General features: G+C 62.4%; 20 protein-coding genes. 7 read left to right on the top strand and 13 right to left on the bottom strand.

Translation table 11 applies throughout. The annotated features are described in order from the left end of the window. Window positions 1-12 precede the first annotated feature (12 nt). A complete protein-coding gene (locus tag CI805_RS19320) occupies window positions 13-765 on the bottom strand; it encodes an SDR family NAD(P)-dependent oxidoreductase (protein ID WP_260928326.1) in 753 nt (250 codons plus the stop codon). Window positions 766-897: 132 nt separating this feature from the next. Continuing rightward, window positions 898-1806 carry a LysR family transcriptional regulator gene (locus tag CI805_RS19315; RefSeq protein ID WP_260928325.1) on the bottom strand — a complete coding sequence of 303 codons (909 nt, stop codon included), beginning with the start codon at window positions 1804-1806 and terminating at the stop codon, window positions 898-900. A gap of 136 nt (window positions 1807-1942) precedes the next feature. Between CI805_RS19315 and CI805_RS19310 the strand changes: the two genes are divergently transcribed. From CI805_RS19310 to CI805_RS19290, 5 genes are read left to right on the top strand one after another with little or no spacing between them, the layout of a single operon-like run. After that, entirely contained in the window at window positions 1943-3250 is a 1308-nt protein-coding gene (locus CI805_RS19310) for an MFS transporter (protein WP_260928324.1), read from the top strand. Between the two features lie 30 nt (window positions 3251-3280). Further along, window positions 3281-4354 (top strand): tartrate dehydrogenase, encoded by a 1074-nt coding sequence (locus tag CI805_RS19305; RefSeq protein WP_260928322.1) that lies wholly within the window; start codon window positions 3281-3283, stop codon window positions 4352-4354. 2 nt (window positions 4355-4356) lie between these two features. After that, window positions 4357-5634, top strand: a complete 1278-nt coding sequence (locus tag CI805_RS19300) for a glycerate kinase (protein WP_260928319.1) — start codon at window positions 4357-4359, stop codon at window positions 5632-5634. Window positions 5635-5636: 2 nt separating this feature from the next. Further along, window positions 5637-7085 (top strand): pyruvate kinase, encoded by a 1449-nt coding sequence (gene pyk / locus CI805_RS19295; protein WP_260928317.1) that lies wholly within the window; start codon window positions 5637-5639, stop codon window positions 7083-7085. A gap of 56 nt (window positions 7086-7141) precedes the next feature. Next, window positions 7142-8776, top strand: a complete 1635-nt coding sequence (locus CI805_RS19290) for a putative porin (protein ID WP_260928316.1) — start codon at window positions 7142-7144, stop codon at window positions 8774-8776. A 352-nt stretch (window positions 8777-9128) separates the two neighbouring features. Here the strand turns inward: CI805_RS19290 and rnhA are convergent, their stop codons facing one another. From rnhA to ispH, 3 genes are read right to left on the bottom strand one after another with little or no spacing between them, the layout of a single operon-like run. Beyond that, the gene (gene rnhA / locus CI805_RS19285; RefSeq protein ID WP_260928315.1) at window positions 9129-9581 is read right to left on the bottom strand and encodes a ribonuclease HI; all 453 of its coding nucleotides are present in this window, start codon (window positions 9579-9581) and stop codon (window positions 9129-9131) included. Next, window positions 9578-10564, bottom strand: a complete 987-nt coding sequence (gene thrB, locus CI805_RS19280) for a homoserine kinase (protein WP_260928311.1) — start codon at window positions 10562-10564, stop codon at window positions 9578-9580. The genes rnhA and thrB overlap by 4 nt, the downstream gene beginning before the upstream one ends. Window positions 10565-10569: 5 nt before the next feature. Continuing rightward, entirely contained in the window at window positions 10570-11568 is a 999-nt protein-coding gene (gene ispH / locus CI805_RS19275) for a 4-hydroxy-3-methylbut-2-enyl diphosphate reductase (RefSeq protein WP_260928309.1), read from the bottom strand. A 69-nt stretch (window positions 11569-11637) separates the two neighbouring features. On the opposite strand from ispH, the gene CI805_RS19270 reads away from it, so the two are divergent. Further along, window positions 11638-12306 (top strand): hypothetical protein, encoded by a 669-nt coding sequence (locus CI805_RS19270; RefSeq protein ID WP_260928308.1) that lies wholly within the window; start codon window positions 11638-11640, stop codon window positions 12304-12306. A 24-nt stretch (window positions 12307-12330) separates the two neighbouring features. Here CI805_RS19270 and CI805_RS19265 read toward each other — a convergent pair whose 3' ends face one another. From CI805_RS19265 to CI805_RS19230, 8 genes are all read right to left on the bottom strand, one after another. Continuing rightward, window positions 12331-13089, bottom strand: a complete 759-nt coding sequence (locus CI805_RS19265; RefSeq protein WP_260928307.1) for a lysophospholipid acyltransferase family protein — start codon at window positions 13087-13089, stop codon at window positions 12331-12333. Between the two features lie 4 nt (window positions 13090-13093). Beyond that, window positions 13094-13531 (bottom strand): Fur family transcriptional regulator, encoded by a 438-nt coding sequence (locus CI805_RS19260; protein ID WP_260928306.1) that lies wholly within the window; start codon window positions 13529-13531, stop codon window positions 13094-13096. Window positions 13532-13739: 208 nt separating this feature from the next. Beyond that, entirely contained in the window at window positions 13740-14183 is a 444-nt protein-coding gene (locus CI805_RS19255; RefSeq protein WP_260928305.1) for a MucR family transcriptional regulator, read from the bottom strand. Between the two features lie 177 nt (window positions 14184-14360). Beyond that, window positions 14361-14819 carry a GNAT family N-acetyltransferase gene (locus CI805_RS19250; RefSeq protein WP_260928304.1) on the bottom strand — a complete coding sequence of 153 codons (459 nt, stop codon included), beginning with the start codon at window positions 14817-14819 and terminating at the stop codon, window positions 14361-14363. Continuing rightward, the gene (tsaB, locus tag CI805_RS19245) at window positions 14816-15499 is read right to left on the bottom strand and encodes a tRNA (adenosine(37)-N6)-threonylcarbamoyltransferase complex dimerization subunit type 1 TsaB (RefSeq protein WP_260928303.1); all 684 of its coding nucleotides are present in this window, start codon (window positions 15497-15499) and stop codon (window positions 14816-14818) included. The genes CI805_RS19250 and tsaB overlap by 4 nt, the downstream gene beginning before the upstream one ends. 7 nt (window positions 15500-15506) lie before the next feature. Continuing rightward, window positions 15507-16082, bottom strand: coding sequence for a NifU family protein (locus CI805_RS19240; protein WP_260928302.1), 576 nt, complete (start codon window positions 16080-16082; stop codon window positions 15507-15509). A 252-nt stretch (window positions 16083-16334) separates the two neighbouring features. Beyond that, window positions 16335-17408: an aromatic ring-hydroxylating oxygenase subunit alpha gene (locus CI805_RS19235; protein ID WP_260928301.1), complete on the bottom strand. Its 1074-nt coding sequence runs from the start codon at window positions 17406-17408 to the stop codon at window positions 16335-16337. A gap of 121 nt (window positions 17409-17529) precedes the next feature. Then, entirely contained in the window at window positions 17530-18936 is a 1407-nt protein-coding gene (locus CI805_RS19230) for an aldehyde dehydrogenase family protein (RefSeq protein ID WP_409934967.1), read from the bottom strand. 197 nt (window positions 18937-19133) lie between these two features. On the opposite strand from CI805_RS19230, the gene CI805_RS19225 reads away from it, so the two are divergent. Next, window positions 19134-19772 (top strand): penicillin-binding protein activator LpoB, encoded by a 639-nt coding sequence (locus CI805_RS19225; RefSeq protein WP_260928297.1) that lies wholly within the window; start codon window positions 19134-19136, stop codon window positions 19770-19772. The last annotated feature ends 48 nt before the right edge of the window (window positions 19773-19820 follow it).

The raw sequence follows: 19820 nt of genomic DNA, 5'->3' as shown, positions 1-19820 counted from the left end.
TCAGAGATCGCGTCAGAGGTCGCGCGCGACCTGAAAGCCCGCAAAGGACTGGCTGACGGGCATGGTCTCCAGCGTATTGATGTTGACGTGCGGGGGAAGGCTGGCAGTCCAGTAGATCATGTCGGCAATGTCATCGCCGGTCAGCGGGTGCGATCCGGCATAGAGGTCGTCCGAGGCCGCCTTGTTGCCCTTCGTGCGAACCACGGTGAACTCGGTCTCGACCATGCCGGGCTCGATCGAGGTGACGCGCACGCCCGTGCCGTGCAGATCCGAACGCAGGCCGAGGCTGAACTGGTGAACGAACGCCTTGGTCCCGGCGTAGACGTTGCCGCCCGTGTAGGGATAGGTAGCCGCCGTAGAGGACAGGTTTATGATCATGCCCTTGCGCTCGATCAGCCGGGGAAGCAGGCGATGGGTGATCGAAACGAGGGCGGTGATGTTCGTTTCGATCATCAGCTGCCAGTCTTCCACGCTGGCCTGTTGAGCGGGAACCGTGCCCAGCGCCAGTCCGGCATTGTTCAACAGAACATCGATGTCTGCAAATTCAGCGGGCAGGGCATTCAGCGCGGCTTCGGTCGACGAACGGTCGCAGACATCGAATGCGGCACCATAGAACGTACCTTCCGGCAGTTCGCTGGCGAGGGCATCCAGACGATCCTTGCGGCGACCGGTGCCCACCACCTTCCATCCCTCCGAGACGAAACGACGCGCGGCGGCGGCGCCGATGCCGGACGTGGCGCCGGTGATGAGGACGGTTCTGGTCATTGAATTCTCCGATCGCTTGAGACGAGGGCATTGCATCGCGTCCGCATCGGGGAATTAAGCCAAAGGTCCCGGCCTTCAATTGGCTATTTATTATATATTAAATGTAAATAAATTTGCATTTTCCTACTTGCATCAAGCAGTTGAGGCATATCTATCAAGATTGCCTTCGAGCGTCGCCATAAGCGCATCGACAAGGCGGTTCTGGTCGCCTTGCAGCCACATGGCGGCGAGCGGCAAAGTGATGCTGCGCGTCGAAAGGGCCAGCGTTCGATAGATCACGCCTTGCTCGTTACTGGTGGCGCTCCACCGGGGAACAATCGCGGCGCCGATGCCAGCCGACACCATGCGTAGAATGGTGTGCTTCTCTTCGGCCTCTTGCCCGACCGTCATGGTGACGCCGGCCTCTTCGAACAGTTTAACGGCCAGATCATGGCTGTGGGGGCGAGCGCGTCGATTTGGAAGGATCATCGGCACACCGGCAAGTGCGCTCATCGGGACAATATCGAGTGAAGCCAAAGCGTGATCGACAGGCAATGCGAGAATGGGATGCTCTTGAAGTAGCATTTTTGCCTGCAGGCTCCTGTCAAATCGCTCCGGCGGCCGGACGAGAGCTATATCCAGCGCTCCGCTTATGAGTTGAGGGAGCAGGCGAATGGTTTTGTCTTCTACCAGAATGACTTCTATTTCCGGAAACTCTTGGTGAATGTCCTGAAGAAGTTTTGGAATTAGGCCAGATGCGGCGCTGTCTATTGCGCCAACGCGTAGCAATCTGGGGTTTGAAACGGCCAGTTCACGCAAGTGCAGGACTATGTCGTCCGCGTCGGAAACCAGATCACGAGCCCGCGGCAGTAGTTTCTTGCCGGCATCCGTCAGTGTGACTTGCCGAGTGGAGCGCGCGAACAGGCGAACGCGCAGTTCCGATTCCAGCATCTGTATTTGCCGCCCAAGGACGGCGGGAAGAATGCCCAGCTCCAGCGCAGCCTTGCCGAAGTGCAAAGTGTCCGATGCTGCCAGGAAACAGCGAAGCTGTCGCAATTCCATATCACCACCTCAATAATATACTTTTAATATATAATACAATGAAGATTGCGACTCAAGATGGATTCTACGTAAACACTCTTCACGTCAGCGGAACGGCTGATCAGCGATATTATATAAATGGAAGAGGAAGTGGATAGTGCTTGACGTTGAAAAACGCACTGTTGCGCGCATTTCCTGGCGCCTTGTTCCCTATATCATGATTATGTATTTCGTTGCATTCTTGGATAGGGTTAATCTTGGCTTTGCATCATTAGAGATGAACAAAGATCTCGGTTTCTCATCAACCGTATTTGGATTTGGAGCAGGAATTTTTTTTGTAGGATACTTTCTGTTTGAGGTTCCATCAAATCTTATTCTTCATAAGGTGGGTGCAAGGCTCTGGATAGCACGAGTCATGGTCACCTGGGGGCTCGTCTCTGGAGGCATGGCCTTTGTAAAAGGAGAAACCAGCTTCTACATTCTGCGATTCTTGCTGGGTGTGGCTGAGGCTGGTTTCTTTCCTGGCATCATTCTTTATCTAAGCTACTGGTTTCCTGCGAAGAATCGTGCGTCGGTGACGGCTTTGTTCATGGCTGCCGCGCCGATTTCAACAGCCCTCGGGTCGCCAATTTCCGGAGCACTTCTTCAGATGCACGGTATGGCGGGCCTTGCCGGGTGGCAGTGGATGTTCCTGATCGAGGCTGTCCCGGCTGTTATTCTCGGCGTGGTGACATTTTTCTTCCTCACGGATCGCCCTGCGCAAGCCAAATGGCTGGCTGAGGACGAGCGGGAATGGCTGGTCGCCACGATGACGGCTGAAGAGGCTACGCGGGTTCCGTCGAAGGGCTCGCACAACCCGCTCAAGGCGCTTGCGGACTTGCGTGTTCTTGCCCTGGCGCTGGTGTATTTCGGCACCTCGGCCGGTTTGTACACGCTGGGGATCTGGTCACCGCAGATTATCCGGTCGTTTGGACTATCGTCCTTCGATACCGGGTTCGTGAATGCCCTCCCGGCCGTGATCGCGGTCGTGGGAATGGTGATATGGGCCCGTCATTCGGATCGCACCGGAGAGCGGACCTGGCATGTGGTTCTTGCCTGCCTTGTCGCCGTTGGCGGTCTGGCGTTCGCAGCGCAGTCGACGACGCTGGTTGCCGTCGTTGCAGCCCTGATTATCGTCAATATCGGCATCTCTTCGGCCAAGCCGCCCTTGTGGTCGATGCCGACGATGTTCCTGGGCGGTTCGAGTGCCGCCGCCGGTATCGCGGCGATCAATTCGATCGGCAACCTCGGTGGTTTCGCCGGTCCTGCGATCATCGGCTGGATCAAGGACGAGACGGGCAGTTTTGCAGGCGGCCTCTATTTCGTCGCAGCCTGTGTGATGCTGTCAGCGGTTCTGATTCTGATCCTTTCCCGCACCCAGAAGAAAGCGGCAGCGGCCACGACTGCCACTCCGTCGGTAAAATAATTTCGATATTGAAGTCTGGAGTTCAAGAAAATGCGTCATTATAAAATCGCTGCCATTCCTGCTGATGGTATTGGTCCCGAAGTTATCGATGCTGGTGTCGAGGTTCTCGAAGCTCTCGCACAGCGTGATGGTGACCTGAAGTTCGATATTACGACTTTCGACTGGGGTTCGGACTATTACAAGAAGCACGGCGAGATGATGCCGGCCAATGGTCCGGAACAGCTCAAGCCGTTCGATGCGATCTATTTCGGTGCCGTAGGCGCGCCGGACGTGCCGGATCACATCACGCTGTGGGGCCTTCGTCTGCCGATCTGCCAAGGCTTCGACCAGTACGCCAATGTCCGCCCCACCAAGATCCTTCCGGGCATCAAGTCGCCACTGCGCGATTGCGAGCCCGGCGATCTGGACTGGGTGATCGTGCGCGAGAATTCGGAAGGCGAATATTCGGGCGTGGGCGGTCGTGCGCACCGTGGACTTCCCGAGGAAGTCGCCACCGAAGTGGCGATCTTCACCCGCGTCGGGGTGGAGCGGATCATGCGCTACGCGTTCAAGCTGGCCCAGTCGCGCCCTCGCAAGCTGCTGACCGTTGTCACCAAGTCGAACGCGCAGCGTCACGGCATGGTGATGTGGGACGAGATCGCCGCCGAAGTCTCGCAGGACTTCCCGGACGTCACCTGGGACAAGATGCTGGTCGATGCGATGACCGTGCGCATGACGCTCAATCCCAAGAGCCTCGACACTATCGTTGCCACCAATCTGCATGCAGACATCCTGTCCGATCTGGCCGGCGCGCTGGCAGGGTCGCTGGGCGTTGCTCCCACCGGCAACATCGATCCGGAAGGCCGCTATCCGTCGATGTTCGAGCCCATCCATGGATCGGCGTTCGACATCACCGGCAAGGGTATCGCCAATCCGGTCGCAACCTTCTGGACCGCTGCGCAGATGCTCGATTATCTGGGTGAGGGTGAAGCTGCGGCGCGTCTGATGACTGCGGTCGAGCAGGTGTGCGCAGACGGAGTGCTGACCCCCGATGTCGGTGGCACTGCCACAACCAAGGAAGTCACGGCAGCCGTGATCGCCGCCATCAGCGGCCGGAACAGCTGACCATGGCCCCCGGTCCCATCACCGATACGTCTGCCCGTGCATTGCTCAGGCAATTGTTCGAGGCTGCCGTTGAACGCGCTGCTCCGGGCGGGGCCATCGCGCCTCTTCTCCCGACTAAGCCCAAGGGGCGGTGCGTGGTGATCGGGGCCGGTAAGGCCTCCGCTGCGATGGCTGCCGCCGTGGATGCGGCATGGCCGGATGTGGAACTGACCGGTCTGGTCGTCACGCGTGACGGCTATGCCGTTCCCGCAGGCCGGATCGAGATCATCGAGGCATCGCACCCTGTCCCGGATGCGCGCAGCGAAGAGGCTGCGCATCGTATCCTTGCTATGGTCCAGGGACTGGAACCGGACGATCTGGTGCTGGCGCTCATTTCCGGAGGCGGTTCTGCGCTGATGGTGTTTCCCGCGCCCGGCATCACGCTGGCCGACAAGCAGGAGATCAACCGTCAACTGCTGGCAAGCGGTGCCACGATCCAGGAGATGAACACGGTTCGCAAGCATCTCTCGGCCATCAAGGGCGGACGTCTGGCTGCTGCTGCCGCGCCCGCGCGGGTCGTTTCGCTGGTGATCTCGGATATTCCAGGAGACGATCCGGGCTCTATCGCATCCGGGCCGACCGTTGCCGATACGAGCACTATCGATGATGTGCGTGCCATTCTGGCGCGGCGCTCCATCGTCTTGCCCGCATCGGCGCAGGCGGTGATCGATTCCGGTGCGGAAACGCCCAAGCCGGGTGAGATCGCGGAGGATATCCGAATGGTCGCGGCGCCTGCATTGTCGCTGGCCCACGCCGCGGATGTCGCGCGTGCGGCGGGAATCAATGTGCTGGTCCTTGGCGATGCCATCGAGGGTGAAGCCCGCGAGGCCGGGATCGTCATGGCCGGAATTGCGCGCTCTGTGCGGGAGCATGGCGTTCCCGTCGCCGCGCCTGCGGTGCTGCTGTCCGGTGGCGAGACCACGGTGACAATCGGTGCTGGCGGTGCCGGCCGCGGCGGGCGCAATACCGAATTCCAGCTTGCGCTGGCACTGGCGCTGTCCGGCATGGATGGCGTCTGGGCACTGTCCGGCGATACCGACGGCATCGACGGCACCGAAGATGCGGCGGGTTCCATCACTACGCCCGATACTCTGGAGCGGGGAAGGGAAGCGGGCCTCGATGCCCGCGCCTTTCTGGCCGAACACGACAGCTACACCTACTTCGACGCCATCGGCGATTTGGTCCTGACCGGACCCACCATGACGAACGTCAACGACTTTCGCGCAATTCTGGTAGCCTGACCTTGCCACGCATAGAACCCATCTTTCGTAATCGTTGCACCAAGATCGTCGCCACTCTGGGCCCGGCAAGCACGGCCCCTGCGGTCATCGAATCGCTGTTTCGTGCCGGTGTGGACGTTTTCCGCCTGAACTTCAGCCACGGCGATCATGCCGATCACGCCGCCCGCCTCAAGACGCTGCGTGAACTCGAAGCGAAGTATCGCCGCCCGATCGGCGTTCTGGCCGACATCCAGGGCCCGAAGCTTCGCATCGGAACTATCCGGGGCGGCTATATCAATCTGGAACGCGGCAAGATGCTTCGGCTCGATATGCGCGATATTCCGGGTGACCTGGAGCGTGTTCGACTGCCGCATCCCGAGATCATTGAGGCCGCGACGCCCGGCACACGCCTGCTGCTGGACGATGGAAAGATCCGCCTTGGCGTCAAGCGCGTGGGCGACGGCTATCTCGATACCGAAGTGCTCGTCGGCGGCCGCCTGTCGGATCGCAAGGGCGTGAACGTCCCCGACATGATCCTGCCGATCCCGGCGCTGACAGAAAAGGACCGGCGCGATCTGGCCTTTGCGCTTGAGCATAACGTGGATTTCGTCGGCCTGTCGTTCGTGCAGACGGTGAGGGACGTGCTTGAGGCACGCGAACTGATCGGTGATCGTGCCTGGATTGTCTCCAAGATCGAGAAGCCGCAGGCCGTCACGGACATCGAGGCGATCGTCGAAGCCTCCGATGGCATCATGGTCGCGCGTGGCGATCTTGGGGTCGAACTGCCGCCAGAGGATGTGCCGCTGGTGCAGAAGGAGGTGGTGGCCTTGTGCAATCGCCTTGGCCGCCCGGTGATTGTCGCGACGCAGATGCTCGAAAGCATGATCAGCGCCCCGACGCCGACCCGCGCAGAAGCGTCCGACGTCGCGACTGCCGTGTTCGACGGTGCCGATGCGGTGATGCTGTCGGCGGAGACTGCGGCAGGCCAGTATCCGGAGGAGGCGGTGAGCATCATGAGCCGTATCCTCGCCCGCGTGGAGAACAGTTCGGACTGGCAGAGCCGGACCGGTGAACGGCGCCTGCCGCCGGATCAGTCGGCTGCGGAGGCCATCGCCTCATCGGCCCGCCATGTCGCGGACACGATCCCTGCAAAGGCGATTGTCGCTTACACCCAGAGCGGCACAACCGCGCTTCGCATCGCACGGCATCGCCCCGCAGCCCCGTTGCTGGCAGCCACCCCGCTTTCCACTGTGGCGCGCCGTCTCGCGCTGGTCTGGGGTGTGGAGGCCGCCGTCGTGGATGCGGTCGAACGGATGAACGATGCGGTGGCAGAGGCCGCAAGCATCTGTCGCAGGATGGTGGGTGCGAAGGGTGACGATGCCTTCGTGGTGGTCGCAGGAACGCCCTTCGGTCGCTCGGGCGCCACCAACGCCCTTCGCGTCGCTACGATGGAGGATGCGAAGGAGCGGTAAATTTCGACGGTCTTCAAGAAGGGCAAAAGACCCTTGTAAAAGTGAGGAGAGGATACATGAGGGCAGATGCAGGTTTGGTGGTGACGGCCTTGGCGGCGCTTTGTGCGCTGCCAGCCGAAACGCAGGCTCAAGTTTTGACGTCGAGCCCGACAGCGCCGGGCACGGCATCCGACAGAACCGCTTCAAGATCAGCGGAAGACGGCAAGGTCGATGCCCTTATCGCCCTATTGGTCAGCGAGGGCATCATTACCCAGGCAAAGGCGGATGGGCTGAAGCAGGCCGTTGCGGCAGCACCTGTCGCTGCGACGGTTGCGCAGGCGCCCAGTGGACCGCCTGCGGCACAGCCAGCACGTCCCAGCATGGCTGCGGTCGAAAATCAGAGCGCGATCCGCCAGCCCGAAGCGCCGCGCCCGGTCGAGGCCGCGCCGCCGCAGGCCTATGCCTTTCCGAACAATCGCGATCCTTCGGTCGATCCCTCTGCGCCGGTGGTCCGTAACGCGGCCTTCGCCATGCAGGACCAGAGTTGGGCCGATCGCATCCGCATCGACGGCGATATTCGTCTTCGCTGGCAGGGCGAGTACTTCAATAATAAAAGTTCCGCGACGATTCCGAACTGGGCGGGCCTTTCGACGGGTGGTTCCGCTGTTCCGGTCACCAATTACCTGCCCAACAACGACCGGGCGCGCCTGCGGTATCGCGCGCGGCTCAGCTTCACCGCTCGGGTCGACGATCATTTTACCGCCGTGATCCGTCTGGCGGCGGGAAATCTGACCGAGCCGACCTCCACCGACCAGACTTATGGCGATTTTTTCAATCGCGACGGTGTGGGGATCGATCGTGCCTATCTTCAGTGGAAGCCGACGAAGGATATCGTCGTGACTGGCGGGCGCATGCCGAACCCGTTCTACACGACGAATTTGCTGTGGGATGGCGATGTCAATCCAGAAGGGTTTGCCGCCTCGTTCAGGCGCAAGCTGAACTCCGGGTATGTCTTCGCGACCGGCGCTGTCTTCTATCTTCAGGAAAATGCGGGCACTACGCCTGACCGCTTCGTATATGCCGGGCAGGTCGGCGTGGCTGGTGTGCCGCTGTCTTCCAGCACGCACCTGCGGCTTGCGGTAACCTATTACGACTGGAGCCATTATCGCGGCGTCGTCGGTAATTCTGCCACGGCCTCGACCGTGCTGGGCGTCGGCAATACCCTTGTCGACCTTGACCCTCTGGCGAACAGGGTATTGCCCGGCGTCGCTTCGTCTTTTCGGATTGCCGAAGTCCTTGGCGCCGTGTCGCAGCGTCTTGGCAATCGCTATGCGATTTCAGGCGCCTTCGACTATGCCGTCAATCTGGCCTATGATCGCAGCGCGCTGGAAGCGTTGCCGTTGCTCACGCAGCCCAATGGCAACAAGGCCTGGATGGGCGCCATCACGATTGGTGATCCCAACGTGTCCGAATTCGGGCAGTGGCAGGTCACGGGATCCTATCGGCGCCTGGAAACGGATTCCGTCATCGCCGCCTTTACCGAGGGCGATTACAATCCCGGCGGCACCAATCGTACTGTGTTGGCGCTGGAAGGGCTGATTGGCCTCGATCACAATGCCTGGCTGCAACTCAGCTATTTTCGTAATCGTTTCTTATCAGGGCCGTATTACGAATATGACGGCATTCGCACGCAGCTGAATGTTAGGTTCTAGGTATCTGATACTGGACTAACGAGCGGTGGTCTGGACAATTTGTATACTGAGATAATTGGATTTTCTGCCTCAGTGCAGCTAGGTAGGCTATGAGACAGGGGTAGAGAATGAGCCGGGCTTTCTCCCCACGTTCGCCGACGACTTAGCTGGCTGCGATTTCTGGATGAGAATATCATCCAGAAAGTGGGAGCGTAAGAAGAACGGATTTGGATTCAGGTGACCCGAAATTATTTTTAGGTGACGGGAGCCTTTTGAGGTGACGCCGCCAAATTATGCGATCCATATCGCAATATTATTGTATTTCAAGTGGTTACAGATCAAACATCAGTCCGATCCATAACCTATCGACATCTTATGCCGGACGCGACATCTTCGCTGCCGCCAGCGCGGCGTCGCTGGCCAGCTTGTCCACGCGCTCGTTCTCGACGTGGCCGTTGTGGCCGCGCACCCATTGCCAGTCGACCTTGTGGCGTCCTGCGGCCTCGATCAGGTCGTGCCACAGGTCGGCATTGCGCACCGGCTGCTTGCTGGCATTGACCCAGCCCTTCTTCTTCCAGCCGTGAACCCACTTGGTGATGCCGTCGATCACGTACTTGCTGTCGGTGTGGAGCGTCACATCGCACGGCTCGGTCAGGGCGTTGAGCGCCTTGATCGTTGCAGTCATTTCCATGCGGTTGTTGGTGGTATCCGCTTCGCCTCCGGACATTTCCTTCTCGTGCTCGCCCATGCGCAGCAGCACGCCCCAGCCGCCGGGGCCGGGATTGCCCTTGCAGGCGCCGTCCGTGAAAATGTCGATCTTCTTCATGCAAAGATTCCTGCGTTTGCGGAATCGGCGTAGAATTCCAGACGGCGCGCGAAGGCCATCGGGTCCTTGGGCGTCACCAGCGCATCGGCAGGCGTGTTGAGCCAGTCATAGGCGCGGGTCGACAGGAACCGCAGCGCGGCCCCCTGCGCCAGCAGCGGCAGCGCCGCGCGTTCCTCTGCGGAGAGCGGACGCACCGCCTCGTAACCCTCGATCAGCGCGGCGGAGAGCGCAGGGTAGAACTCGCGCCCGTCGTCGCTGAAACACCACGCCGCGTGCGTGACGACCACGTCGTAGGCGAGGAGGTCGGTGCAGGCGAAGTAGAAGTCGATAAGGCCGGTGACGCTATCGCCCAGCATCAGCACGTTGTCGGGGAACAGGTCGGCATGGACGATCCCGCGCGGCAGATGTTCGGGCCAGCCGCGTTCGAGCGCTGCCAGTTCGCGGGCAACCAGCGCGCCGAGATCGGGGTCGATCGAATCGAGTCCCTGCCGGGTGCAGGCATCGAGCAGTTCGCGCCATGCCACCGGGCCCAGTGTGTTGACGCGTGCGCCCTCGAAGCTGGCGGCGGCAAGGTGCAACTGCGCCAGCGCGCCGCCGACCGCGCGGGCCTGTTCGGAGGTCGGCTCGCTAACCGAGACGCCGGGAAGGAACTCGATCAGCGCCAGCGGCTTGCGGCCGTCGGGTGCCTCGATCCACAAGTGGCTGGCGCCCTCGCGGTCGTGGATCGTGCGCGGCACCGGGCACCCTGCGGCGGCGAGGTAATCGAGCAGGTCGAGGAAGAACGGCAGCTCTGCCGTGTCGGTCCGGCTTTCGTAGACGGTCAGGATGAAGCGGCGCGAGGTGCCCGCGTCATCGGTCTCGATCAGCCAGTTGGAATTCGATACGCCCTCGGCAATGCCCTTGGCTGAGGTCAGTGTGCCGACCGCGAAACGCTCGATCAGCGCGCCGAGGTCTTCGGCGCCGAGGCGGGTATAGACGGCCATGCTGCTTACTCCGTCAGCTGGCGCGGCAGCTTGAAGGTCATCCGCTCCTGTGCGGTGACGATCTCCTCGGCCTCGACCGCGCGCAGTTCGCGCAGGCGGGCGAGCACTTCGTTGACCAGTTCCTCGGGCGCCGAGGCACCTGCGGTGACGCCCACGGTCGCCACGCCGTCGAGCCATTCCGGCTCGATCTCGCTGGCGCGCTGGATCATCCGCCCGACCGAGCCCGAACGCTCGGCCACTTCGACAAGGCGCAGCGAGTTGGAGCTCTTGGGCGAGCCGATCACCAGCACCAGATCGCAGTCGGGCGCGATCTGCTTGACGGCGGCCTGTCGGTTCGAGGTGGCGTAGCAGATGTCCTCGGCCTTGGGCACGCGCACTTCGGGGAAGCGCTCGCGGATGGCGGCGATGATATCTGCGGTGTCGTCGACCGAGAGCGTGGTCTGCGACAGATAGGAAAGCTGCGCGTCCGCCGGGAAGTTCAGACCGGCGACGTCTGCCACGGTTTCAACCAGCGTCATGCCGCCTTCGGGCACCTGTCCGAATGTGCCGATAACTTCGGGGTGTCCGGCATGGCCGATGAACAGGATGTGGCGCCCGGCCTCGACCTGGCGCTCGGCCTGGCGGTGAACCTTGCTGACCAGCGGGCAGGTGGCATCGAGCCATTCGAGGCCGCGCTCGGTCGCGGCGGCAGGCACCGACTTGGGCACGCCGTGGGCGCTGAAGATAACCGGCACGCCATCGGGCACTTCGTCCAGTTCCTCGACGAAGATCGCGCCCTTGGCCTTCAGGCTGTCGACCACGTACTTGTTGTGGACGATCTCATGGCGGACGTAGACCGGTGCGCCGTAGCGGTCGATCGCGCGTTCGACGATCTCGATGGCGCGGTCCACCCCGGCGCAGAAGCCGCGCGGGGCGGCAATCATCAGCCGCAGCGGGATCTTGGCCGTGCCTGTGGCCGCGGTGTCGGTCGAAACCGGGTTCGAAGTCGGAAAGGACGCGTTCATGAATGCGCCTCTAGCGCTTTGGCGCGCGCGCCGCTAGGGCAAGCACAAGCGAACCTTGAGGATCTGACGATGAATGCACGGCGCCTGACTGCCATTGCCATGACCACCGCCGCCACGGCGACGCTGCTGAGCGGCTGCGCGAAGAAGGGCGAAATCGTGGTGGATTCGGGCGTGGGCATCACCGCTGTGCGCAGCCATTGTCCGGCTGTCGGCATTCCCGACTATACCGGCGACATGACGCTGTTCCGCGATCCGGCAGGCCCCAAGACCGAATCGAATCTCGATCTGGTCGCCACGATGACCGATGTGCGCTCGACGTGCGACGAGGCCTCGGTGACGCCGAAGGTCAATTCTCAGGTGACCTTCAAGGTCGAGGCGATCCGTCGTGATACGCACGGTGCGCGCCAGGTGACGCTGCCGTATTATTTCTCGGTTCTGCAGGGCGGTACGTCGGTCGTGTCCAAGCGCGTCGGTCAGGTGACGCTCAACTTCGCCGACGGTGCCGCGCGCGCTACCGCGACGGGACAGGGCACGGCTTATGTCGATCGCGCGGCTGCCACGCTGCCCGAGGACATTCGCGCCAAGATCACCGAAAAGCGCAAGGCTGGCGATGCCGATGCGGCGGTCGATCCTCTGACCGACCCCAAGGTGAAGGCGGCCGTTGCCACTGCGACCTTCGAGGTTCTGCTGGGTTTCCAGCTCAACAACGACCAGTTGGCCTACAACGTTACCCGCTGATCGCAGCGAACACGGCTCGGAGCGCTATCGTAATCGGGCGATCGTCCCGGCGATGGCGCTCTGGGTGGTGAAGGCCATGGTCTTGCGGGAGCTGCGCTGCGTTGCCTCCAGCGGCTTCAGGAAATGCACCGTCAGGCGTACCGGTCGCCAGCGCGCGAGTATGCGCAGCGCATTGCGAAGGCCCGATTCGGTGCCGGTCCATGCAACTTTGGGCAGATCGCCCTCGTAATCGAGGCATACCGGCTGGATCGCGGTTTCCGCGCATGCATCGCCTTCCAGTGCCGAGAGCAGCGAGGACTTGAAAGGCAGCAGGATCTCGCTGGTCGTGCCTTCGGGAAAGATGGCGAGGGCTTCATTCCGGGCGATGGCGCTGCGGATCTGCGCGACCTGCCCGGCGACGCCTGCGCGTTCGTGCCGGGCCACGAAGACTGTCCGGTTCATCTCGCACAGCTTGCGCAAGGGGCGGAAGTCGGCAAGCCCGTCATGCGCGACAAAGGCCGCGCCGCTGGTGCGAGCCAAAGCCAGGATATCCAGCCAGCTGACGTGATTTGCCAGAAGTACCCGTGGACCGGAGACTTCCTCGCCGAACACCTCGATGCGCAGCCCGCAGATTGCGCCGACGCTGGCGAGAAACGCGCGCGGCACCGGATTGCGGCGCACGAGAGGTGTCGCGATATAGTAGGCGACGACGGCGAGGGGTAGCAGGGCGCCGAGCGCGGCAATGCGCAAGATCACCAGCGGCCACCCCCGCCAGGGTACGGCCGCCGGAGCAGTATCCTTCATCCGATCACTTGCGCTTGTCTGCATCCTCGCGGTCGAGCCGTACGCCGTAGAGCTCCATGCGGTGATCAACGAGACGGAAGCCTAGCTTTTCGGCGATATCGCGCTGGAGCTGTTCGAGTTCGGGATCGACGAATTCGATGACGGCGCCGCTTTCGACGTCGATCATGTGATCGTGATGCGCCTCGGGCGCCGCTTCGTAGCGGGCTCGGCCATCGCCGAAATCGTGACGGTCAAGGATGCCCGCCTCCTCGAACAGGCGCACGGTGCGATAGACAGTGGCGATCGAGATGCCGGGATCGAGCGCCATGGCGCGCTCGTGCAGTTTCTCGACGTCGGGATGGTCGGTGCTCTCCGAGAGAACCCGAGCGATCACGCGGCGCTGTTCGGTGATGCGAAGTCCGCGTTCGGCGCAGAGGGCTTCAAGATCGATCGGTTGGTTCACTGGGGACCTGTATTTGAGAATGGCAGTCGCATCTACTTAGGAGCGTCTGTCGTCGATCTCAACTGTCCATCGCCTCTTGCGGGCGGTTCGCAGTGGGTATCCGGTGTCATGGGTGCCGGTGACGGCAGAGTCAGGCAGGGCAGCTGTCAGGCGTTAAGGAATCGACCGGGGAGAGGCGATGGTCGCCGCTCCCCGGTCGGGCGATCTATCAGGCGGCAGCCTTGGGCTTGCGACCGCGACGCACGTTGGGCTTGCGACCCAGGCCGATCTTCTTGGCCAGCTCGCGGCGCTTCTCGGCGTAGTTGGGGGCGACCATCGGATAGTCTGCGGGCAGGTTCCAGCGCACGCGATACTCTTCCGGGGTCATGTTGTAGTGCGTCATCAGGTGGCGCTTGAGCATCTTGAGCTTCTTGCCGTCTTCCAGACAGACGATGTAGTCGGGCTTGACCGACGCGCGTACCGAAACGGCGGGCTCAGGCTTTTCTTCTTCGACCGTGACAGTCGTGCCAAGGCCGGCGAGGGCGCCGTAGACGTTGGAGATCAGCGAAGGAAGGTCGTCGACCGAAACCGAATTGTTGCTGACATGCGCGGCGACGATATCCGACGTCAGGGTGATGAGCGTTTCGCTCATGTCGTTCTGAATGATGTCCATTTGTCTGTCCTTTGGCGACCTGTCTGTGCAGGATGACTCAACGCTTCATCGGCGTTGTGGTTTCACCATTGAACCAGTTGTCGCAATTGTGCAAGTATCAACATGTATTAGTCAAAAATGATACTGTGCATTGCGTTGCGACAAGAATTGACGGTCGACAGTGTTACGCAAGCGCACTCAGGAAATGTCACATGCGAAGGTAATGGCATCCAGCCTGTCACCTTCCGACGTGCGGTAATAATTCGGGCGCTCGCCGATCTTGTAGAAACCGAAGGCTGCATACAGTGCTTCAGCGGGGTTTCCCCGACGCATTTCCAGCAGCAGGCGCTGTGCGCCGCGTGCGCCGGCATCCCGGCGTAATGTATCCAGAAGCTTACGCCCCAGTCCATAACGTCGAAATTCAGGTTTTACTGCAAGCAGCAGCAGTTCTTCCTCGTGGAAGGCATTGCGCGACATGAAGAAACCGGCTGCGGGAACATCTCCGGCGCAGGGTAGACCTTCGGCAGCGATAACCCCGTAATGGCAATGGCCGAGCGACAGCGAATCTTCCACCTGTCGCCGGTTCCAGGCTTCGCCGTAGAGCGGGTCGAAGGCGGCCTGCATGACCGCCATGATCCGATCTACGTCGTCGATCATGCGGCGCTCGCGGGTTTTATCCCGCCGGGCAGCAGCGCATCGGGTGCGCGGCCGTAGATCGGGGTGACATCCATGGTCAGGGCCATCGGCGAGAGTAGCGCAAAGCGTCTGGCATCGGGCCACAGGACCAGCGCCTCGCCGCCGGTCGCAGGCACACGTCTGGCGAGCAGGGCTTGCGCCTGGCTGCCGGCAATCAGCGACTGCGGGCAGGTCTCGACCGCCTGTTCGGGGTGCAGCGAGGAGAGCGGCATATCTATCGCGCTATCCGCGTCGTAGGTCTGGACGAACCATTCGCCATGGCCGCCGGTCATGGCTACCGCGAGCGGCAGGCCGGGGCGTTCTGCCGCTGCCATTGCCGCGATCATGTCGAGCGTCGAATAGCCGACGATATCCGCGTGCCATGCCAGCGCCAGCGCGCGGGCGGCAGCAAGGCCGACGCGCACGCCGGTAAAGCTGCCGGGGCCAAGTGCGACGGCAATGCGATCCGCACGCCCGTTGTCGGGCAGCGCTGCGATCATGGGCACGAGGCTCTCGGCATGGCCGCGCCCCAGCATTCGCCAATCGCCCGCGAGCAGGGTGCCGTCTTCGTCAAGAAGCGCGACCGAACAGGCTTCGGTGGCACTGTCGACCACCAGCGTGCGCTGCGCCGGAAAAGCTTGCGCGCAGGAGGTTCCAGTCACGCTCACGTCAGGCAGCGCGGACCTCGGTGACTTCGGGAACATAATGCTTCAGCAGGCTCTCGATGCCGTGCTTGAGCGTCGCGCTCGACGAGGGGCAGCCGGAGCAGGCCCCCTGCATCGAGAGATAGACGATCCCTTCGCGAAAGCCGCGGTAGGTGATGTCGCCGCCATCGTTGGCGACGGCCGGGCGCACGCGGGTCTCGATCAGGTCCCGGATCTGCGCGACGATATCGGCATCGGCAGGGTCATCACCGAAATCCTCGTCCTCAGGCGGAACCGAGAAGCCCGAGGCGTCGCCGCCCGCGAACAGCGGGGCCTGCGAAACGAAATGATCCAGCAGGATAGAGACGACTTGCGGCTTGAGGCCGCTCCACTCAACGCCGGGCGCGGCCGTCACCGCGATGAACGACTGCCCGAAGAACACGCCGATCACGTCGCCAAGGCCGAACAGTGCTTCAGCAAGCGGCGATGCAGTAGCATCCTCGGGATCAAGGAACTCGCGCGTGCCTGCAGGCATTACCTGCTGGCCGGGCAGGAATTTCAGCGTGGCAGGATTCGGCGTGGTTTCGGTCTCGATATACATAGGCGCGAGATAGGACGATCCCGCGCGGGGTCAAGATGTGGCGTGCGACGAGCAGTATCGCGAACCGAAGCCGCGAACAGTAAAGGTCGTGAAAAGCGCTGGGCCTGAGAGTCCGTTTGAGAAATCGCGAAAGAGCGATTTCAGAGGCGGCAACGGCCCACGCCCCCACGATGCGACGTCAGACGCGTTCTCAAACGGTCTCTGACTGGAACTTCGCTTTGCGAGAATTTCGAGGCAGGCCCTTGGTGGATTTCAATACCCGAAGAACCGCTTGAGGCCGAGGGCCTTGAGTCCGCGTCGGTAGGTCATCGAACTCATGTCGGCGGGGATATGCCCTTCATCGCCGGGGTCGAGCGGGAGCCATTCGGGCATCTGCGCCTCGACGATGATCTTGTCCTCGTCGAAGATGCGCTGGTTGAAGTCGTAGACGTCCTGCACCGGCAGGTCGGTATCGAAATTGCGCGCGATCGGCGCGAACAGGCGGGTCATACGGGCGGATACCGGTGAGGCGGCGTTCATGATGACCAGCCGGTCGCTACCGGGGAAGTGGATCTCCAGTGTCGCGGTGAACGGCAGGTGGCAGCGGAAATGACGTAGCCACTGGAAGCCGGGAACACCGCGCTGCGAAACCCCGATCGGGTAGTTGCCCACGCTGCTCCAGTACTCGGCCTCGAACCCGTAATCGGTGCGTTTGGGGGAATACGCGGGCACTTCGGCATTGTCGGGATCGGCGAAGGTCTCGGTATGGACGAAGGCGAAGTGCGCGACGTCGAGGAACCCTTCGAGCTGGCGCCCGGCAAAGCCTGCGATATCGGTCGAGGGGCAGGTGATCTGCTGGAAGCCGTCCTCGTCCCAGTGCGGCATGTCGGGAATGTCGCCCGGCGCCGGGGCCTCTCCTACGGGATCGAGGCAGGTCCAGATCAGGCCATAGCGCTCGATGGCGGGAAACGTGCGCAAGTTCAGCCGGGCGGGAATGTCGCGCGCGGGATGGGCGGGGACATGCACGCACTTGCCGCCTGCACCGAAGCGCAGGCCGTGATAGGGGCAGACGACCGTGTCGTCCGCCTGCGTGCCCATGCTGAGCGGCACCCCGCGATGCGGGCAGACATCGGTGGCGACGACGACCTCGCCGCCCGAACGATAGACCACCAGCGGCTGATCGAGCAGCTTGGTGCCGATCGGCTTCTCGGCCACATCGCGAACCAGCGCGACCGGATACCAGAACCGCCCGAGTACGTACCAATCCTCGGCATCAAAAGTGCAGCCGTGCGGTAAGGGCGGGCGCCGGGTGTCCGGGGTGGTGTCGAGAACGGGGGCAGTGGCCATGGAGCTATATCCGTTGGGGAATATCGTTCCAGCCTTGTCGCAAGTGCAGGCCGCTCTATCAAACGCAATGAATAGGCCGCATCATTGCATAAAATAGAGCGCCCATCCTTGCAGCGCACTATCACCCCAGCGCCACGTTGACGATGCGCGCCTGCGTGAAGTCCTCCAGTCCCTCGATCCCCTGCTGGCGACCGATGCCGGACTGCTTGGCACCGCCGAAGGGCACGTCGAAGGGTAGTTCGAGGTGTTTGTTCACCCATACCGTGCCGCTTTCGATCCGCGCTGCCAGCTCCGCACCGCGCGCTGCGTCGCCGGTCCAGATGCTGGCGCCGAGGCCATAGTCGCTGTCGTTGATCCGCGCGATGGCCTGATCGAGATCGTTATAGGCCAGCACCGGCAGCACCGGGCCGAACTGTTCCTCGCGCACGAGGCGGGCATCGTCCGGCAGGTCGCGCACAATCGTTGGCGCGATGAAGTAGCCGCCGGTTCCGGTAACGTCCTCGTTCGGCGCGCGCCCTGCGACGAGCGTGCCCTGCGTGCGGGCCTCTTCGATGAAACCGAGCACCTTTTCGTACTGCGCGCGGTTCTGGATCGGGCCGATGGTGGTGCCCTGTTCCATGCCGTCGCCCACCACGGCCTCGTCCGCCAGCCGCGCCAGCTCGTCGCACAGCGCATCCATCATCGCGCGGGGCGCATAGACGCGCTTGATCGCGAGGCAGATCTGCCCGGCGTTGGCGGTGGCACCGGCGAAGATGCGCGCGGCGACCTTGGCAACATCGGCATCGTCGAGGATCAGCGCGGGGTCATTACCGCCCAGTTCCAGCGTGAACCGCTTGAGCGTGTCGGCAGCGCTTGCCAGCACTTTCTTGCCGGTGGGCGTGGAGCCGGTGAAGCTGACATGCGCCACGTCCGGGTGGCGGCTCAGCCAGGCACCGAGGTCGTTCCGGTCGACCAGCGTCTGGAACACGCCGGGGGGCAGGATGTCGGCAGCGATCCTGCCCAGCCGCAGTGTGGTGAGCGGGGTCGAGGGCGCCGGTTTGGCAATCACCGCGTTGCCGGTGATGAGCGCTGGCGCCAGCTTCACCATTAGCAGCAGCAGCGGGTAGTTCCATGGCGTGATCGCCGCGACGACCCCCAGCGGATAGCGCTGCTCGACAATGCGTTCTTTGGCAGTGTCGCGCAGCACGCGCGGCTCTAGCGTCATCGCGGCGAAGTGGCGCAGCGCAGCGACGGAGAAGAACACTTCCTCGCGCGCTTCCGTCAGCGGCTTGCCCTGTTCGCGCGTCAGCAGGCGAGCCATGGTCTCCAGATCCGCCTCCAGCCCGTCGGCGAGTGCTTCCAGACGCCGACGCCGCTCGCCGAAACCCAGCGCCGCCCAGTCCGGAAAGGCCCGTCGGGCCGCAGCCACGGCAACAGCCGCCTGCGCTTCGTCGGCGCGCGGGGCTTGCGCGAAGGGCGCGCCGGTGGCCGGATTGATGACGGGAAAATCGCTGGCGCCGTCGACCAGATGGCCGTCGATCAGAAGCATGTGAGGGGCGTGTTCCATATGACGTCCCTAGCCCGGATTGCGCGGAATCGGCCAGTAGCTTTCCTTTGGCAAATTCACCGCATCATCAATCCTGATGATGATCGCGCTGCGCCGGGCATGGCAAGAGATTACGCGAAGGCGGGACGGACAGGCATCGGGGGGCGGTGCCGCGTTGTCCTTGCCACGAGGGGGAAAGCATGCAGTTTCGTGGCCTTATCGCGGCAGCCTCGATGGGAATTCTGGCGTTCGGCAGCAGCGCTGCCCATGCCGGATCGAACAAGCGTGGCACGCAGGCGATGGAGATCGATCCGTCGAGCAAGGGGGCGGTGTTCGGGCAATCGATCGAATCGGCGGATATTCAGCGAATGGCCGACGAGGTGGTGCGCGATCTCATGTCGCGGCCCGATATTGTCGGCACCCCTGTGCCGCCGCGCATCGTCGTGGATAGCGAGAAGTTCTATAACAATTCGATCCAGCGCATCGACCGGGACATGATTACCTCGATGCTGCGTGCCGAACTGAACCGCGCGGCGAAGGGACGCATCCGTTTCGTCAGTCGCGAGGCGATGGACATCGTCATGCGTGAGCGTGAACTCAAGCGTTCGGGGGTTGCCGATGTGGGTACGCGCGGGATGACCAAGGGTGTCTCGGGCGTCGACTATCAGTTGATCGGCCGCGTCACTTCGCTGGATTCGCGCGATACCCGCTCGGGACTTGTCCAGCGCCGCACGCAAGTGGTGTTCGAGCTGGTCGACATGGAAACCGGTGATCTGCCGTGGAGCGGAGAGCCCTATGTGATCGTCCGGGCAGCCGGGGACGACGTCGTCTACCGCTGAGTTTTCCAAAAGCTTGCGTTCGCTCACGGGTTTGCAGGGGGCAATCGC

Source organism: Novosphingobium sp. 9 (assembly GCF_025340265.1).
Classification (GTDB): domain Bacteria; phylum Pseudomonadota; class Alphaproteobacteria; order Sphingomonadales; family Sphingomonadaceae; genus Novosphingobium.
Note: the sequence above shows the minus strand (reverse complement) of the source record. Positions and strands in the feature narration are given on the sequence as shown.

Excerpts from the sequence above, each read along its gene's own strand:
- CI805_RS19235 (WP_260928301.1), bottom strand. The coding sequence starts at position 17,408 with ATGGCCACTGCCCCCGTTCTCGACACCACCCCGGACACCCGGCGCCCG.
- CI805_RS19270 (WP_260928308.1), top strand. The coding sequence starts at position 11,638 with ATGAATGCACGGCGCCTGACTGCCATTGCCATGACCACCGCCGCCACG.
- CI805_RS19315 (WP_260928325.1), bottom strand. The coding sequence starts at position 1,806 with ATGGAATTGCGACAGCTTCGCTGTTTCCTGGCAGCATCGGACACTTTG.
- CI805_RS19265 (WP_260928307.1), bottom strand. The coding sequence starts at position 13,089 with ATGAAGGATACTGCTCCGGCGGCCGTACCCTGGCGGGGGTGGCCGCTG.
- CI805_RS19305 (WP_260928322.1), top strand. The coding sequence starts at position 3,281 with ATGCGTCATTATAAAATCGCTGCCATTCCTGCTGATGGTATTGGTCCC.
- CI805_RS19225 (WP_260928297.1), top strand. The coding sequence starts at position 19,134 with ATGCAGTTTCGTGGCCTTATCGCGGCAGCCTCGATGGGAATTCTGGCG.
- rnhA (WP_260928315.1), bottom strand. The coding sequence starts at position 9,581 with ATGAAGAAGATCGACATTTTCACGGACGGCGCCTGCAAGGGCAATCCC.
- CI805_RS19255 (WP_260928305.1), bottom strand. The coding sequence starts at position 14,183 with ATGGACATCATTCAGAACGACATGAGCGAAACGCTCATCACCCTGACG.
- CI805_RS19240 (WP_260928302.1), bottom strand. The coding sequence starts at position 16,082 with ATGTATATCGAGACCGAAACCACGCCGAATCCTGCCACGCTGAAATTC.
- CI805_RS19320 (WP_260928326.1), bottom strand. The coding sequence starts at position 765 with ATGACCAGAACCGTCCTCATCACCGGCGCCACGTCCGGCATCGGCGCC.
- ispH (WP_260928309.1), bottom strand. The coding sequence starts at position 11,568 with ATGAACGCGTCCTTTCCGACTTCGAACCCGGTTTCGACCGACACCGCG.
- CI805_RS19290 (WP_260928316.1), top strand. The coding sequence starts at position 7,142 with ATGAGGGCAGATGCAGGTTTGGTGGTGACGGCCTTGGCGGCGCTTTGT.
- CI805_RS19300 (WP_260928319.1), top strand. The coding sequence starts at position 4,357 with ATGGCCCCCGGTCCCATCACCGATACGTCTGCCCGTGCATTGCTCAGG.
- CI805_RS19250 (WP_260928304.1), bottom strand. The coding sequence starts at position 14,819 with ATGATCGACGACGTAGATCGGATCATGGCGGTCATGCAGGCCGCCTTC.
- thrB (WP_260928311.1), bottom strand. The coding sequence starts at position 10,564 with ATGGCCGTCTATACCCGCCTCGGCGCCGAAGACCTCGGCGCGCTGATC.
- CI805_RS19230 (WP_409934967.1), bottom strand. The coding sequence starts at position 18,936 with ATGCTTCTGATCGACGGCCATCTGGTCGACGGCGCCAGCGATTTTCCC.